Origin of the sequence: Pedobacter sp. KLB.chiD (assembly GCF_047040275.1) — a bacterium.
Classification (GTDB): domain Bacteria; phylum Bacteroidota; class Bacteroidia; order Sphingobacteriales; family Sphingobacteriaceae; genus Pedobacter.
Map to the genome: position 1 here is coordinate 2,205,878 of NZ_CP178207.1, position 18,100 is coordinate 2,223,977.

Below are 18,100 nucleotides of genomic sequence, written 5' to 3' on the forward strand. Positions count from 1 at the left end.
TATTTGTAGCTTTAGGGCGTTTTGGTTAGGTTATAAATGCAGTCATTCGAAATAGATAAAAGCGACGTACTCAAGGTTAAAAATGCAATTTTAGCTGGTGATGAAACTTTGAAAATCGTTTTAGAGGAATACCATGCCTCAGAAATTGCGATTTTATTCGAACGTTTGGACAAATCAGAACAACGGCATATCATAAATCTTCTTCCTGCTGAAATTGCTTCAGAGATTATATCTGAAATGGATGAGGAATCCCACCCGGAGGAATTACTTTTTGAACTTCATCCTGATAAACGTACGGAGATTGTAGAGGAACTGGATTACGATGATGCAACGGATATTATTTCGCAGCTGGAAGATCACGAGCAGAAAGAAATTCTGGAAGATCTGACGGAAGATCATGCTTCAGAAATCCGGAACCTTTTAACCTACGACGAAAAAACCGCTGGTGGTTTGATGAACACAGAACTGATCTGTGTCAATATCAATCTGACGAAAAAAGACGCAATAGACGAAATCATTCGCCAAAGCGAAGAAATGGAGGAGTTTTATACCATTTACGTGGTAGATGACGAGAAAATTTTTAAGGGTATTGTTTCCTTGAAAGATATCATCAAGGCCAAACACAATGCCAAAATAACTGAATTGGTAAAAGACGATGCTGTTTATGTACATCCCGATACCGATCAGGAAGAAGTGGCCAGCCTCATTTCTCAATATAACTTAACCAGTATTCCGGTAATAGACGATCATCAGAAATTACTGGGCAGGGTCACTTTCGATGATGTGATCGACGTAATGGAGGCAGAAAGCACTGAAGATATCCTGAAAATCTCAGGGGTATCAGAAGATGAGGAGTTGAGCGGTAACTGGGTGGAAGCCGTAAAATCGCGTTTACCCTGGTTAATCATCAACCTGGGCACGGCTTTTCTGGCATCATCAGTGGTGCGTTATTTTGATCCTACAATTAAACTGATCCCATCATTGGCAGCCTATATGACTATTATTGCAGGCATGGGTGGAAATGCTGCCACACAGGCACTTGCGGTAACGGTAAGGCGTATTTCGCTGTACGATTTAACTGATAAACAAGCTTATAGAACGGTATTAAAAGAATTTACAGTAGGCTTAATCAATGGCGCAGCTAATGGTTTAATTGTATTTATTTTTGCCTTCTTTTTTGATGGAAACCCTATGCTCGGTTTGGTTATCTTCCTGGCTATGACCGGTAATCTGATTATTGCGGGTATAACAGGTGCAGGTATTCCACTTATTTTAAAACGCGTAGGTATTGATCCGGCCATTGCATCGTCTATAATTATTACTACTTTTACCGATGTTTTTGGATTCCTATTAATTTTAGGATTGGCGAGCAAACTCTTACTATAATCAGGACTTACCTGATCCAGTGCTATTAGCTTAATGCTTGCAAAACTAAATTTAGGGCCTATTAATTTAACTAAGACCACAAAAAATTAAATCTGTAAAATCTGATCCCGATGCAAATAACAAGACACGATTGGACAAAAGAAGAAATATACGAAATTTATAATAAACCGTTTTTGGATCTGGTTTATGAGGCTGCTACAATTCACCGTGAAAATAAAGACTACAATGAAGTTCAGGTCAGTTCATTAATTTCCATCAAAACCGGTGGATGTGCAGAAGATTGTAGCTATTGCCCGCAAGCGGCCCGCTACCATACTGATTTAGAAGTACAGCCCTTAATGCAGGTGAGCCAGGTAGTTAGTGCTGCTGTTAAAGCCAAAGAGGGCGGAGCATCTCGGTTATGTATGGGAGCCGCCTGGCGCGAAGTGCGCGACAACCGCGACTTTGATCGTGTAATTGAGATGGTTAGGGCGGTGAATGATATGGATATGGAAGTTTGCTGCACATTGGGCATGCTTACCGAAAACCAGGCACAACGTTTAGCTGATGCGGGTTTATATGCGTATAACCATAACATTGATACTTCTGAAGACGATTACAAAAGGATTATATCAACCAGAACATATGATGATCGTTTAAATACCATTAAAAATGTTCGGAAAGCCAAATTAACGGTATGTAGTGGAGGCATTATCGGTTTAGGTGAAACGGTAGAAGACCGCGTTTCCATGTTGCAGACTTTATCAAATATGGAGAAACATCCGGAATCGGTTCCCGTTAATGCTTTGGTACCCGTAAAAGGGACACCTTTGGCAGATCAGCCACGCGTTCCCATCTGGGATATGGTCAGGATGATCGCAACAGCACGTATCGTAATGCCAAATTCGGTAGTACGCTTATCAGCTGGCAGAAACGAAATGAGTACATTGGAACAGGCATTTTGTTTTATGGCTGGCGCAAGTTCTATTTTTGCAGGCGACAAATTATTAACCACGCCGAATCCGGCATTTGTTGACGATATGGCCATGTTTGAATTATTAGGATTAAAAACCCGCGATGCCTTTAAAAATGGCAGACCTGCTAATACCATCGTTGAACAGGAAGCCATTTGATTCGACTTACGATGCTGTCAGCTGTTTCCAACTGATAGCCCGGTAGATTTCAAACCATAGTGTACGATAAACAAGAAAGTCCCGGATTAAATCCGGGACTTTCTTGTTTATCGTATTATTTGCAATGTGAGCTGTTTCCTTCTTACAGCACAACAAATCAATAATTACCTTACACCGCAGTTACCCTCACCTCGATATTACCTCTGGTAGCTTTAGAATAGGGGCAGGCCCGATGTGCTTTTTCTGCTAGTGCTTGTGCTTCCTCATGCGAGATACCTGGAATGTGTACATCCAGATCTGCAGAAAGAGCAAATGCATTACCATCTTTATTAAATGAAACCAACACCTTTACATTAGCTTCACTGGTATCAATACCCTCTCGTTCCGCTACACTAGATAGCGCACCTAAATAACATGGTCCCCAAGCAGCAGCAAATAATTCTTCCGGGTTTGTAGCACCTCCCTGCCCTCCAAGTTCTTTTGGTTTTCTTAAATCGAAATCCAAAATTCCATCACTCGATTTAATGTGTCCGTCTCTTCCTCCGATAGCTGTAACTTCAGCTGTATATAGCTTTTCCATCATAATTTCTGAATTGATTTAAGGTTAACAAATCACACTTGTCTTTGTTTTTAGTATTCAAAAAGACTGCCTAATCATACCATTATAGAGCTAAATGAGAATTAGTGAAGAGAAATAAAGGCCTGTTCATGTAAAAAAATAATACCTCGATTATATCAACTTTTGTAAAAAAACGAACATAAAATCAGCTTTCGCATATTTATCATCCATACGGTTAAATAAAAAAACACTGATAATCAACACCTTAAATCCAATACTATCCAAAAATCCATTCTATCTAAATCTTCGTATACTCATTTATAAGTATTAGGTTTCGTGTAAAAAACCATGACTTTGACTTGACATAAAATGCGCCAAACATGCCAAAACGATATTTTTATATCATAACAGCTAAAAATCATCCCAATGGCATATAGATTGTTTTTGTTGATGCTCATAGCAAGTATTGTTATGCCATCCAAATCAAACGCACAATCCGCTCCGGAGAATATTGAATTTGAAAAAGGAAATTTTCAAAACTGGAAAATTTATGCAGGCGCTATTGCAATCGAAAATAACCAGAATGTATTTACGATGAATGAAGTGCCGAAGCCAATTTCTGGGCGGCATACCATCATCAGCAACAAAAATATGGTTGATCAATACGGCGGTTTTCATCTGATTCCGCCTTCAGGAGGAAATTATTCTGTTAAACTGGGAAATAATGCCACCGGCGCACAGATTGATGGAATAGCTTATGTGATTGATGTTCCGGTTGATCAACCTACATTTACATTAACTTACCAGTACGCGGTAGTTTTAGAAGACCCAGATCACGAATCATTTGAACAGCCACGCTTTATTGCCAGGGTTAAGGATGTAGAGAAGAATGAATACATTCCATGTGCATCATTCGAATTTGTAGCGACCTCATCGTTACCTAACTTTAAAAAATCAGCGGATTATGAAAATGTTATCTATAAAGATTGGTCGCCTGTAACCATTAATTTATCCGGTTACCAGGGTAAAAAACTACTGATCGAGTTTATCAGTACCGATTGTTCCAGAGGACAACATTTTGGCTATGCTTATTTAAATATCAAAAATGTATTTGGAGATTTAATTACTGGTAATACTTATTGTGCCAATGTTGATGCTGTTAACTTATCTGGTCCGAGCGGCTACCAAACCTATAACTGGTATAGTGCAGACCGATCGATTAAATACGGTTCGGGTCAATCGATCAATATTAAACCGAAACCTGCCGACGGCTCACGTATCTTACTGGATTTAATACCTTATCCCGGGTTTGGCTGCCCTGCTACAATAAGTACCGTAACTAAAGGTATGGGGTCTGAACTTAGTGTTTTAAAAAAAGATGTCGTATGCCAGAATGCGGAGATAGATCTTTTGGCTCCAAAATACATTCTTAACAAAACGCAAGACTTTACCTATCAGGCTTATGAAGATAAGGATTTAACCAGGCCGATAAAGGGACTGGTTAAAATAGTTTCTGATCATACTTTTTACATTAGAGCTAGCCATAGTAAAGGCTGCGAAAGTGTTGTTCCGGTTGAAATTTCGATATTTAATGCGGCAAACATCACTATCAGAAATCCTGAAACCGTTTGTTATGCTGAGCCTGTAGACATTACGGATGCCACTTTATACCTCGGCAACTTGGAAGGAATTAACAGATCGTATTTTGCAGATGAAGCGGCTAGTCAAATCATTGCAGATCCACAGCACATCACTAAAACAGGAAAATATTTTATCAAACTTTCCAATCAATCGGGCTGCAGTAAAATTGTTCCGATTGAGGTGAACATCAAAAACAAACCTGTTTTAAAGGTAAGCAATCCTAAACCAGTTTGTACAGCATCAAAAATTGATATTACTGCTGCAAATTATTACACAGGAAGTGATGTTACGTTCAAATACAGTTTCTATGCAAATGAAGCATTAACTATACCGTTAACCAATCCTAAAGAGATCGATAAATCTGGAACATATTATATAAAAGCAACCAATGCTGATGGATGTACGGTAACGGACAAAATTGAAATAACAGTTAGTGATATGCCCGTATTACGGATCAAAGATCCGGAAACAGCATGTTATCCAGATAAGGTTGATATTTCTAATCCAGCGCTTTATAGCGGATCGGGTAATAATTTAAAATACTCATTTTTTTACGATTCAGCCTTGAGCAATCAGATTACTTCTCCTAAAACCATTGCCAAAGCAGGCACTTATTATGTGAAAGCAGTAAACGATGGAGGTTGCTTTACCTCTGGCAAAATACAGGTAAGCTTTAATACCGCACCAAAGATAGTATTGAATAAACCAAAGGCCATTTTTGATCAAGGTTATATTGATTTAACTGCGCAGGAAATTACCAAAGGGAGCAGCCCTCATGTAAGGGCGGGTTATTTTGAAGACGAAAATCTAACAAGGCCTTTAGCCAATCCTACTCGAGTAAACAAGGCGGGAGTTTATTACATTTCTATACAGAATGAACAGGGATGCATAGCTTCTGCGCCAATTGAAGTAGAAATCTTACCTCAGCCAAAAATAATTGTACCAACAGCTTTTACCCCGCAAAAAGAAACCAATAACCGTTTGTATCCATTTTTGGTCGGGATTCAGAAGTTAATCAGCTTTAAGGTATACAACAAGTGGGGAATTTTGGTTTATCAAAGTGCAGATTTAGCAAATGGAGGCTGGGACGGACAGTATAACAGCAAAATGCAACCTTTGGAAACGTTTTCCTGGTTTGCGGAAGGTATTGATGTATCAGGTGATAAAATTCAATCAAAAGGAAAAACTATACTCATATTATAATGCACAAATCGCTACTCATGTTTTGTTTTTGCCTTACTACGGTATGTTGTTGGGCACAAGATCCCAAGTTTTCTCAATACTTCGCTGCACCATTAAGTCTAAACCCCGCATTTACCGGTTTTTTTGATGGCGATTATAGAATTGCCGCCAATACCAGGCAACAATGGGGCAATCTGGGCGACCCTTACAATACCTATAGTATATCCGGCGATCTGAAATTGGTAGAAGACGAAAATTTTACAGATAGCTATTTCAGCCTCGGTTTGAGCGGACTGTTTGATGAGTCGCTGAATAAAGCGTTAAAATCACAATATATCAGTGCCAGTTTTTCTTACTATCAGTATATGGACGAAGAGCATCGTTTTAAATTTGGTTTGGCACCACAACTAGCCTATGTTTCCAGATACCTGGATTACAACAAACTTACTTTTGCTTCTCAATACAATGGTGCGGGTGGTTTTGACACTTCAATGCCTAATTACCTCGATTTAAAGAATGATAAAACATCCTATTTTGATTTAAACATCGGGGCTAATTTTGCAGCCAATTTTGATTATTGGAGTGTTGCTCTCGGGTATGCGCAATACCACCTAACAAAACCCAGTGAATCTATGCTCAGCAGCAGCAACGAGGTGGTTGCTGCGCGAAGAACCGTTAATTTAGGCTTGCTTTACTTAATGAACAATAACATCGATTTAAACTTTACAGGAGTTTACAACGCGCAGAAAAATAACAGGGACCTTATTTTCGGTACCGTTCTAGGTTTGAAACCCGGCGATGAAACTAAAATGAAACTGAATTTTGGCATGTGGTACAAATTCAACGAAGCTTCATTTTATCCTTATGTTGGCGTAGCCATAAAAAATGTTAGTGCAGGGATTAATTATACCGTTTACGGAAGTAAATTAATGAGTGCTACACCACGTACATACGAACTTTCCCTAATCTACAGGCATAATAATTTTAAGGGTTTTAAGGTACCTTGCCCTAAATTTTGAGATTAGCTTTTATACGTTAAAGCTTTATTTTTACCGACAGTTTGTAAATATCATATGCCACTTTCTGAATCAGATCAAACTGCTCCGGAATTAAATCTTCGCCTTTTGTAATCGCCAAGCCATTTTCATTTAACCTGATTAAAGGTACATTGTCTATTGCGCCGTTTCCCCGCTCCAGATTGTCAATAGAAGCATCCAACAAGTAATTGGTATTATTGGCGATCGGTTTTAAGGCTTCAAAACTCTCAAATATAAATTGGTGCTCTTTATTGTAAAGCGACAGCGTTGCGACATATGATGACAATAAATGGCTTAGTGCTGTAAACTGATGCACTTCTTTGATAAATAACTGCTTGCTTTTGGGTTCAGAGAACATCCTCTGAAATAAGGAAGCCAGATTGGCTGTACTAACATATACCTCTTTACGCGCCAGTTTATATTCCGTTCTGTTATAATTTTTTTCAAAATACAGTTTAATCACTTGTTCATAATAAGCCTTATTGGCTCTTAGCATGTCGATCATGGCCTCTTTCAGTTTTTCATGCTCCCAGGTTGGGAATAATGAGTAACTGGCTAACAAAGCAATACCAGAACCTATAAATGTATCATAAATCCTTTCACGTGCCAGGGCTATTGATCCCATACCTAAAAAATCGAACAGGATTAAGATATAAGGAGTCATAAAAAGTACGCTGACTACATAGTTTTTCCTTTGGAAGCTGTAGCAGCCAATCATGCATATTAACAGGATTACAAACAAAGTATGGCGATCATGGATATAAGTAATTACCCCCATACCAATAAAAGCGCCAACGGTGGTACCGATTAAACGCTGGTAGTTACGTTCTTTCGTTAAACTGAATCCCGGTTTTGAAATAACGAGGATGGTAAGGAGAATCCAGTAACTATGCGAAAAATCGAGAATCTGCGCCACAATAAAGCCTAATAACATCACTACAGTAACCCGTAACGAATGCCTGAAAGTAGAAGAGGTATAGGTTAAATTCTCCGTAAAGAGTTTGAAATCAAATTTTTGTCTGGTGATAAATTTCTCGGTATCTACCTCTGCTTTTCGAATATCTTTGCTGTTTCTGATTTTGAAGTAGCTGAAAATAGTCTTAACCCTCGACAGGATATTCTCAATGTTTACCTCGATGTTTTTTAAGGCTATAATACCCAGGGTATTGTATTCCTGATTCTGATTGTTTTTTTCCAGATTGTTGATTTTGATCTTTAACCTTTCAATCTCGATTAACAAACGCTTCGAAATAACAGGTATCCCACCACTTTTTAATGCAAAGGCAACATCATCAAGGGCATACGAAATCCGCTTGATGGCCATTTCATAATCTGACAGGATACCTGCTTTATCAAACTGAGCGTGCAGTTGCTGGTAATTATAGTAGGTAGACATTACCTGCTCAAACAGATCGACCATATCTACAAATACCAATAACAAAAATCTGCCTTCCGGAGTAGAATCTCTTACAATTTCGCGGGTCCTGAATAACAATTCTCTTACTGCATCTTGTTTTTCGTGAACGGAGACCTGAAGTTGCAACAGTTCTGAATAAGTTTTATCGTAGTTATTATTCTGATGATAAAACTTAGCCTTTTCGCGTAGAAATTCTGCAACCTCTAAAATAGAATCACTTAACGATTGCTGTACCAAACGAAAAGGGCGCAGCCGGTACACAAAATAGCTCAAACCTGTATACCATAGGCTACCGGCCAGCACCAAAGCAGCATGTAGCAATACCTCTTGCCACGGCCGGATATCATCAATACTTAATACCATGATCAACAAAACGGCGGTACCCACTGATGCTGCCCTGATGCCATAGATATAAAACATCGAAAATACAAAACTCGATATGGCCAACAAAAAGCCTATGAAATAATGATTTTTATTGGTGAGGCCCGTTATGATAGAGAAAGTAAAGATAAGTGCCGTTGTAATCAGCATGGCGTTTCTGCGGTGCACCATTGGCCCCGGACTATCTACCACACTTACGCATAATGCGCCCAAAGATAAAGTCATGCCGTACTTTAGCAAGCCAAACTGGGCAAAAATTAAAGAGGGGAGCAGTACACCTATCGTAATACGGAGCCCATCGGCAAAATAGGTACTCAATAAAAAGTCTTGTATATTTCTAATGGGTTGCCTGATCTGCATGTTACAAAAATAACATAATAGCGATGTTTTTTGTTGGGATTAAAATTAAGTTTTTTCGCTTTTTTATGATCTTTGGGCAGAAAAACGATAATTAATTGATTATTAAACACCTGAATAATGTTGACAGGTATATTGAAGGTTATTGTTGATAAACGCATAAAATGTCCAAACCAACCACAAATTCGAAGTTTATACCAATTCAAACTGTTGATAACCAGTGTATTTAAGTGGATAACATTGTTCATAAAAAGATTTATTTTATACTTGACAGTTGAGCGTTTATATGCTAAATTAGATCATATCAAATACGAAGTACTTTGAATGCTGACAAAACAATCCAAAAGAGATAAAGAACCAAAAGGGAAATTATTTCGGATTGTTTACAGGGAAAACGATTAGTTTCAGAAAGGCTTAAACCGAGTAAGAATATATATCACCATCAAAAGATCGGACCATATGAAAATCGCACAGACCCAAACAGCGCTTATGGAAAGCTATGAAGTTTATGGACGGAAGAGCTGGAAATAAATTTTCACGGATCGTAAAAGTTGCAAAACCTAACGATAACGGAAAAATCAAAGTAAACAAGATTTGATGCTTTAAATATAGCTACGGTTATTTTAAAGTTAAAACGGGGAACTCAATCGAAAGAAGAAGGTCCCCGTTTTTATTTTCCCCTGCCGTAGTCACCCTGAACTTGATTCAGGGTCAATCTTCTACCATAAGATTGCTAAAATATCGTTTAAGGAATTTGCCTTATTTAATCCCTAAAACATTAAATTTACCAAATGGCCAAAAAAGGTAAATCAATCTCCAGTGCATCAAAAAAAATTTTCGTTTTAGATACCTCGGTTATTTTATATGATCATGATGCAATAAATAATTTCCAAGAGCATGATGTGGCCGTTCCCATCCAGGTTTTGGAAGAGCTTGATCATTTTAAAAGCGGTAGTGATACGCGAAATTTCGAAGCCAGAAGTTTTATCCGGCTTATCGATGAAACCTCCAAAGAAAAACTAATCAGCGATTGGATTTCATTGAAAAGTCCGGAGTCAGGAAAATTTAAGGTGGTTTTAAATGAAAAGCCATTAATTAAAAACGCTGAAGAAGTATATGGTAAAGGAAAAACTGACCATAAGATTTTAAATGCAGCATTAAGCTTAAAAGAAGAATACACAGATAAAAAAGTAATTTTGGTATCGAAAGACATCTGCCTGAGGTTAAAAGCAAAGGCTTTGGATTTAAATGCAGAAGATTACGAAACGGGTAAGATTAAAAATGTAGATGAACTCTACGCCGGAAAGACAGAAATAGCTGATTTTTCGGTTGAAATTATAGAGAACGTAAAAAAACAATCATTTGTTGAGGCAAGTGAAATAGCCTTACCTCCCAAAAATGCCAATCATTTTTATGTTTTAAAAAATAAGAGAAAAACTGCAAATGTATTTTATAACCATTATTTAAAAACTATTTCGGCAGTTTCTACAGATGCTGTATTTAAAATAAAACCTCGGAATATCGAACAGGCCTTCGCTATCCATGCGCTACTAGACCCGGAGATTAAACTGGTAAGCATACAGGGCAATGCCGGAACCGGTAAAACACTATTGGCCCTGGCCAGCGCTTTAGAACAGCGTAAAAATTTCAGGCAGATTTATATTACCCGCCCGATTGTATCTTTGAGCAATAAAGACATCGGTTTCCTGCCAGGTGATGCAAAATCCAAAACAGATCCATTTATGGCACCCATCTGGGATAATTTACGGTTTATTAAAGAGCAGTTTGTTGGAGATGATAAAATGTCGGAAAAGATTGATGAACTGATTACAACTGAAAAAATAGCCATTGCACCTTTGGCCTTTATCAGAGGCAGAACCCTGACAAAAATTTTCTTCATAATTGATGAAGCGCAAAACCTCACACCACACGAAGTTAAAACGATCATTTCGAGGGCTGGGGAGCATACCAAGATCGTTTTTACCGGTGATATTTATCAAATTGATACACCTTACCTTGATTCGGAAAGTAACGGATTATCTTATTTAATCGAAAATGCGAAAAACCATCCGCTTTACGCGCACATTACTTTGCAAAAAGGGGAGCGCAGCGAACTGGCCAATTTAGCGAATGAGTTTTTGTAATAATTCTACTCCCAAACCAAATGATCGTCATTTAGAGCGGAGTGTTAAGAAGTCGAGATGAGTATTTCATTATAGAGATAAAGCCTCATCTGCACTTAATGATATTTCTTTAAACTTCTCAAACAGATAAACAAACCAATCAAAGTTAACAATGCACTTAATATGAACGGTGCTCCAGGGAAATAAACAGGTGCTTTTCCTTCGATAAAATACGCAAAAATATGTGTCATTACCCAAGGTGCAAATATGGCTGCCAAACTCTGCAAGCCAGTTAAAACACCTTGCATTTCACCCTGTGCATTGGCGGGTACCTGATTGGAGATGAGTCCCTGCATAGCAGGTCCGCCGATTCCAGCCAAGCCGTAAGGAAGCATAAAGGCGAACATCATCCAGCCCTTAGATGCAAAGGCAAAGGCTACAAAGCCGATTACATATAAAATCAGACCGAAGTAAACGGCTTTCTTTTCACCTATTTTAGGTAAAATGATCCTGATTAATCCACCCTGTACAATTCCGATAACCAAACCCACAAAGCCTAATGAATAACCCACCCATGCCGCATCCCAGTTAAATTTCTCCATGGTGTAGAATGTCCAGTTAGATTGAACCGAATGACTGGAAAAATACAATAAGAATAAGGTAGCCATTAAACCCGCCAATGCCGGATATTTCCCTATACTTCGCAGCGAACCGATCGGATTTGCCCTTTTCCAGTCAAAAGCCCTGCGTTTCTCTACCGGCAAAGATTCTGGCAATATAAAATAACCGTAAAGCCAGTTCACTAAAGATAAACCCGCCGCAACCATAAAAGGAACACGGGTGCCAAAGTGGCTAAAAATACCGCCTAAAACCGGGCCTAATATAAAACCAACACCAAACGCGGCACCAACCAAACCAAAATTCTGTGCCCTTTTTTCGGGGGCTGAAACATCGGCAATGTAAGCCTGGGCAGTGGTAAAACTGGCACCGGTAATACCTGCAATGATACGACCTACAAACAACCATACAATGGAAGGCGCAAAAGCTAAAAAGATATAATCGATACCTAAACCAAACAAAGAACTTAGTAAAATAGGTCTTCTTCCATACCGGTCGCTCATTGAACCGATAATCGGAGCACTTAGAAATTGTACTGAAGCATAGGCCAGCGTGAGCCAGCCTCCATATTCTGCGGCCAAACCAAAACCGCTACCGGTTAAGTCCTGTATAAGCTTAGGTAACACCGGAATAATGATCCCAAAACCTGTAAAATCAATCAGGAGGGTGACCATAATAAAACTCATTGCAGATTTTTTGTTATTTGCCATCTTTAAAAGGTTGAAAAACAAAAGTATCAGAATTACTTAAAAATGTAAATTTTAGTTGGACAAACCTCGTAGGTTGCTAAAAAACTGCCTGGTTAATTCAGCATATGAATACAGAACCCTGTTCATAAGCGGATAGCGCAAAAAAGCCCGCAACCCAATTAACGCACAGGCTAATTGCCTGTATGGAATGCTTGCTTGTTTTACAGGATCCATCGGCAGGACATGCAGCAGGACTGCAGCCTGCCATTAACGCTAAAACAGCCCTACGTTTTCAAAAAAAATTAAATTCATCCGCGCTATACTGAAATGCGTTAAACTGACTTACAATAAATTAAAAAACCTTCAGACATCAAAAACCTATCACAACGGTCAAAAATTTTCCACAATGCCTTAATCCGGCTAAATTTTGCTAAATTCGCAAGGTTATAGTAACACCCTTTTTTAATATCGTTTTAAGTAGCGAGAATAATAATTTATGGCAGAAGATTTAGAAAATCAGCAGAACGACAAAATCATTCCAATTAACATAGAAGAGCAGATGAAATCGGCCTACATTGATTATTCAATGTCGGTTATCGTATCGAGGGCATTGCCTGATGTACGCGATGGATTAAAACCGGTACACCGCCGTGTTTTATATGGTATGCTCGATCTTGGTGTAACCAGCAATAAACCGCATAAAAAATCTGCCCGTATTGTAGGGGAGGTTTTAGGTAAATATCACCCGCATGGTGATGCATCTGTATATTTTACCATGGTACGTATGGCCCAGGATTGGAGTTTGCGTTATCCTATGGTAGATGGTCAGGGAAACTTTGGCCACATTGATGGCGATTCTCCGGCAGCAATGCGTTATACCGAAGCACGTTTCTCGAAAATTGCGGAAGAAATGCTTGCCGATATCAATAAAGATACGGTAGATTTTCAGTTAAACTTTGATGATACTTTACAAGAGCCAACTGTTTTACCTGCAAAAATACCTAACTTACTGGTTAACGGATCTTCCGGTATTGCGGTAGGTATGGCCACTAATATGGCCCCACACAATTTAACCGAAGTAATTGATGGGGTAGTAAACTATATTGACAATAGAGATATTACCATAGAGGAATTAATGAAGTTTGTAAAAGCTCCGGATTTCCCTACAGGTGGTATCATTTATGGATACACCGGCGTTAAAGAAGCATTCGAAACCGGCCGCGGGCGTATTGTAATGCGTGCAAAAGCTGAAATCGAAAGCATTAAAGACCGCGAAGTAATTATTGTTACCGAAATTCCTTATCAGGTAAACAAAGCGCAGATGATTGAGCGTACTGCTGAATTGGTGGGTGAGAAAAAACTGGAAGGTATTGCCAACATTAAAGACGAATCGAACAAAGATGGTATCCGTATCGTGTACGAAATTAAACGGGATGCCAATGCCTCGATCGTTTTAAACAACCTGTATAAATATACAGCCTTACAAACCTCTTTCAGCGTAAATAACATTGCACTGGTAAAAGGCCGTCCACAAATGTTAAATCTTAAGGATTTGATTGTACATTTTGTGGATCACCGTCATGATGTAATTGTTCGCCGTACCAGATACGAGTTGGCTGAAGCTGAAAAACGGGCACATATTTTAGAAGGTTATTTAATTGCTTTGGATCATTTGGATGAAGTAATTAAATTAATCCGCGCCTCAGAAACACCAGATGAGGCCCGCTTAGGCTTGATGGAAAAATTCGGGCTGAGCGACCTTCAGGCACGTGCTATCCTTGATATGACACTCCGCCGTTTAACAGGACTGGAGCGTGATAAGATCAAGGAAGAATATGCAGAATTGATGAAAACCATCGAATACTTGAAAGCTATCCTGGCAGACGAAAGTTTACGGATGAAAATCATTAAAGATGAGCTGGAAGAAGTAAAACAAAAGTTTGGTGATGAGCGTAAAACCACAATCGTTCACTCGGCTGAAGACATGAGCATGGAAGATTTCATCGATGATGAAGAAGTGGTGATTACCATCTCTCATGAAGGTTATGTAAAACGTACGCCAGCAAGCGAATTTAAAGCACAGGGCAGGGGCGGAAAGGGTTCTAAAGGCAGTACCTCAAGAAATGAAGATTTTATTGAGCACATGCTGGTGGCCACCAACCATAATTACATGTTATTCTTCACCGAAGCAGGAAGGTGTTTCTGGTTAAGGGTGTACGAAATTCCGGAAGGTTCGAGAACCAGCAAGGGCAGGGCGATACAGAATATTATCAATATTCCGAAAGAAGAGAAAATTAAGGCTTATATTAAAGTAAAAAATCTTAAAGACCAGGAATATTTAGAGAACAATTTTATCATTATGTGTACTAAAAAAGGTACCATTAAGAAAACTTCTCTTGAAGCGTATTCTCGCCCGCGCGTAAATGGTATCAATGCCATTAACATTAACGAAGGCGATATCTTGTTGGAAGCTTGTTTAACCAATGGCGAAAGCGAAATTGTAATGGCATTGCGCTCAGGCAGGGCCATCCGTTTCAACGAAAAAACCGTTCGCCCGATGGGTAGAACAGCTACCGGCGTACGTGGTGTTAGGCTTGCACATGATCAGGATGAGGTTGTTGGCATGATTGCTGTAAACAATCCTGAAGTTACGGTGTTAGTAGTATCAGAAAAAGGATACGGTAAACGTACCGATATTGAAGATTACCGGGTAACCAACCGTGGTGGTAAAGGGGTAAAAACAATTAACGTTACCGAAAAAACCGGACAATTAGTTGCTATAAAAGACGTTACTGATAGCGAAGATCTGATGATCATTAACCGTTCAGGCATTGTGATCAGAATTCCGGTTTCAGCGCTAAGGGTAATGGGCCGTGCTACGCAGGGTGTCCGTTTAATTTCGTTAAAAGGTGATGATGAAATTGCTTCAGTAACTAAAATCGATCACGAGGAAGATGAAGAAGAAACAGTAGATTTAACTGACGTTGTCGTTACAGATGGCGAAGAACTGGAAGCAGATACTACACCAGAGGCCGATGATACTGAAGACGATGAAGCCGAATCAGATAACGAAACGGAAGAAGAAAATTAAACTAAAAATAAGATTAGAATAAAAATTATGAAAAGAGTATTTCTAAGTATAGTTTTAGCAGGTGCGGTAAGCGCTGCATTTGCTCAGAAAAGTGAAGTTAATGCCGCAAAAAATGAATGGAATTTATTCCAGATCACCAATTCAAATGCATCAACTCCATTGGCAAAGAAACTTGAAGCTTTAGCAAAGGGCTTAGCCCATACAGATAAAGCCATTGCTGATGAAAAGTCTAAAGTGATGCCGGAAGCCTGGTCATACCGTGCTTTATTTGCCTCTTCAGCGGCAATTTTAGATTCAACCAGTACGGCAAACGCTGATGCAAATCTGAAAATTGCTCAGGACGCCATTGCAGAAGCAAAGAAACTAGATACCAAGGGATCAGAAAAAGATAATATTAGCTCAGCAGAGCTCAATGTGAGCAACGCCATTAGAAATGGTGGTGTAATTGCCTATAATAAAAAAGATTACAAAACAGCTTACGAAAAATTTGTGGCTGCCACTGTAATTAACCCACAGGATACTGCCATGTATTTAAATGCTGGTATTGCGGCCAGGAATATTGAAGATTATCCAGCCATGATCACTCAGTTTAAAAAAGTAATTGCTTTAAATTCACCACAGTCAAAAGATTTATACGCTGAGATTCTTAATGCTACTTTAAGCAAGCAAAAAGATACTACAGCTGCTTTAGCCATAATTAAAGAAGCAACTGCAAAGTTTCCTGAAAATACAGACTGGATCAAAACCGAAACACAGATTTATATTAATAGGGGTGATGTTGCAAAATCTGAGCAGATGTTAACAGCCCTGGCTGCAAAAGAGCCAAACAATGCTAACTATCAGGTTTTATTAGGTAATATCTATTTCAGCCAGGCGCTAAAATTACAAGCCGACAGGAATAAAATCGACTCGAAAAAAGTGAAAGAATTTAACGAAGTAACTGGTAAAATGAATGCCTTGTTAGATAAATCTCTTCCATTTTACAAAAAAGCTTTAGAAATTGATGCTAAAAATGAAGGTGCTTTAGAAACGTTGAAAACGATCTATGCCTTTAGAAACGATACTAAAAATTATGAAGATATCAAGAAACGTTTAGACGCGTTGCCTAAACAATAATTCTGATATCGATCTCAAAAAAAGAGCCCTGAAATTTCGGGGCTCTTTTTTTTATGTTTATTTTTATAGTTTATTACGGTTTTACCACATTATTCTAGCTTATGCAAAATTGCTTTAAAATATCATTAATGGCTTTAATTTTCGTCTCTTTTAGCGCTATGGCCCAAAAAAGTCAGATTTTAATCGCCCGAAATGCGGTTGGCAAACTGCAGGCATCTATTGCCAATAAAGAAGATGAGAAAAAGCAGTTAGGTATTATAAATGAGGGTTTAAAGGCCATCGAATCTGCAGAGAAAGATAATAAAACAAAAAAATGGGCCGAAACCTGGTCAATAAAGTCTTATCTGATGTCGTTTGCCGCCTTAATTGATACCGATCCAAACAATGCCAATAAATATTATGATAATGCAATTGAAGCTGTAGCCAAAGCGAAATCACTTGACCGATATGACGACAATTCAGGCCTAATCAAAGCTTCCAACCATAACATCCTGATCAAAAAACAAGAGAAAGGCAACGAAGCATTTTTTAATAACGATTTTAAAGAAGCGTTTACTGATTTAAAAGAGGTGGGAGATAATTTCCCGGCCGATACTACATTAGCCTTGAATACAGCCATTTGCGCCTTAAATATCCAGGCTTATGATGAAGCTTTAACTTATTTTAAGCGCGCTAAAGAAAATGGAATAAAAAATCCATCTGTTTTTCAGAAAATGGCACAAATGTATGTGGTTAAATCTGAAAATGAAACCGCAATTAAAACCCTTGAAGACGGATTATTGCTTAATCCGTTTAACCATTTTTTAACCAACGATTATATCAACCTGTTACTGGATACCGAAAATTTTAGTAAGGCACAAGGATTGATCGAAAGCAATTTAAAAGTAGAAAAAGGAAATAAATTGCTGTATTTTCTTTATGGATACCTGCAACAGATAGGCGGAAATAATGCTACGGCAATTTTAGCTTACGAAAAAGCTTTATCAACCGATCAGAATTATTTTGATGCACTATACCAATTAAGTTTGGCGTATATCAATACCGCCAACGAAACTCTGGGTAAAAATGATGCAGATAAAGCCGCAAAATATAATGGATTAATTAACCATGCGCAATTTGCTTTGCAGCGTGCCAATGAAATTAATCCGAACGATAAAAAAACAGTCCAGTTACTGATCGAGATTTACAATAGAAAGAAAGCTACCGACAAAGTTCAGGAGCTAAACCGTAAACTTCAGGAATTATAATTAATTGATGGAAATATATTTAAATAGGGTGGTATTTGAAAACACAACTTAACATAATATTAATTATAGGACAAATATTATCAAACTGAAATGCTGCTATCATTACAGTTTTATCTTATAAAAAATCTGATGTTTTATTTCTGT

The 18,100-nt window shown here is 38.4% G+C and carries 11 protein-coding genes; 8 read left to right on the forward strand and 3 right to left on the reverse strand.

The genetic code is table 11. The features are described 5' to 3' along the window. Positions 1 to 36 precede the first annotated feature (36 nt). Both mgtE and bioB read left to right on the forward strand, forming a co-directional pair. Entirely contained in the window at positions 37 to 1,386 is a 1,350-nt protein-coding gene (mgtE, locus tag ACK1I8_RS08950; RefSeq protein ID WP_412468987.1) for a magnesium transporter, read from the forward strand. A gap of 110 nt (positions 1,387 to 1,496) precedes the next feature. Beyond that, positions 1,497 to 2,498, forward strand: coding sequence for a biotin synthase BioB (bioB, locus tag ACK1I8_RS08955; protein ID WP_412468988.1), 1,002 nt, complete (start codon positions 1,497 to 1,499; stop codon positions 2,496 to 2,498). A 169-nt stretch (positions 2,499 to 2,667) separates the two neighbouring features. Here the strand turns inward: bioB and ACK1I8_RS08960 are convergent, their stop codons facing one another. Next, the gene (locus ACK1I8_RS08960; RefSeq protein WP_412469361.1) at positions 2,668 to 3,078 is read right to left on the reverse strand and encodes an organic hydroperoxide resistance protein; all 411 of its coding nucleotides are present in this window, start codon (positions 3,076 to 3,078) and stop codon (positions 2,668 to 2,670) included. Positions 3,079 to 3,483: 405 nt separating this feature from the next. Between ACK1I8_RS08960 and ACK1I8_RS08965 the strand changes: the two genes are divergently transcribed. Together ACK1I8_RS08965 and ACK1I8_RS08970 are read left to right on the forward strand one after the other, a co-directional pair. Continuing rightward, positions 3,484 to 5,901 carry a hypothetical protein gene (locus tag ACK1I8_RS08965; RefSeq protein WP_412468989.1) on the forward strand — a complete coding sequence of 806 codons (2,418 nt, stop codon included), beginning with the start codon at positions 3,484 to 3,486 and terminating at the stop codon, positions 5,899 to 5,901. 17 nt (positions 5,902 to 5,918) lie between these two features. Beyond that, complete coding sequence (locus ACK1I8_RS08970) at positions 5,919 to 6,899, forward strand: PorP/SprF family type IX secretion system membrane protein (protein ID WP_412468990.1); 981 nt, start codon at positions 5,919 to 5,921, stop codon at positions 6,897 to 6,899. 16 nt (positions 6,900 to 6,915) lie between these two features. On the opposite strand, the gene ACK1I8_RS08975 is transcribed toward ACK1I8_RS08970, so the two are convergent. After that, entirely contained in the window at positions 6,916 to 9,075 is a 2,160-nt protein-coding gene (locus tag ACK1I8_RS08975; RefSeq protein WP_412468991.1) for an FUSC family membrane protein, read from the reverse strand. A gap of 788 nt (positions 9,076 to 9,863) precedes the next feature. Between ACK1I8_RS08975 and ACK1I8_RS08980 the strand changes: the two genes are divergently transcribed. Beyond that, on the forward strand, positions 9,864 to 11,216 hold the full coding sequence (locus tag ACK1I8_RS08980) for a PhoH family protein (RefSeq protein ID WP_412468992.1): 1,353 nt from the start codon (positions 9,864 to 9,866) through the stop codon (positions 11,214 to 11,216). 95 nt (positions 11,217 to 11,311) lie between these two features. Here the strand turns inward: ACK1I8_RS08980 and ACK1I8_RS08985 are convergent, their stop codons facing one another. Beyond that, positions 11,312 to 12,523, reverse strand: coding sequence for a TCR/Tet family MFS transporter (locus ACK1I8_RS08985; RefSeq protein WP_412468993.1), 1,212 nt, complete (start codon positions 12,521 to 12,523; stop codon positions 11,312 to 11,314). A 475-nt stretch (positions 12,524 to 12,998) separates the two neighbouring features. Here ACK1I8_RS08985 and gyrA point away from each other — a divergent pair, with 475 nt between their 5' ends. From gyrA to ACK1I8_RS09000, 3 genes are all read left to right on the forward strand, one after another. Next, entirely contained in the window at positions 12,999 to 15,593 is a 2,595-nt protein-coding gene (gene gyrA / locus ACK1I8_RS08990; protein WP_412468994.1) for a DNA gyrase subunit A, read from the forward strand. Positions 15,594 to 15,620: 27 nt separating this feature from the next. Then, the gene (locus ACK1I8_RS08995) at positions 15,621 to 16,709 is read left to right on the forward strand and encodes a tetratricopeptide repeat protein (RefSeq protein ID WP_412468995.1); all 1,089 of its coding nucleotides are present in this window, start codon (positions 15,621 to 15,623) and stop codon (positions 16,707 to 16,709) included. Between the two features lie 128 nt (positions 16,710 to 16,837). After that, complete coding sequence (locus ACK1I8_RS09000) at positions 16,838 to 17,956, forward strand: tetratricopeptide repeat protein (RefSeq protein WP_412468996.1); 1,119 nt, start codon at positions 16,838 to 16,840, stop codon at positions 17,954 to 17,956. Positions 17,957 to 18,100 lie beyond the last annotated feature (144 nt).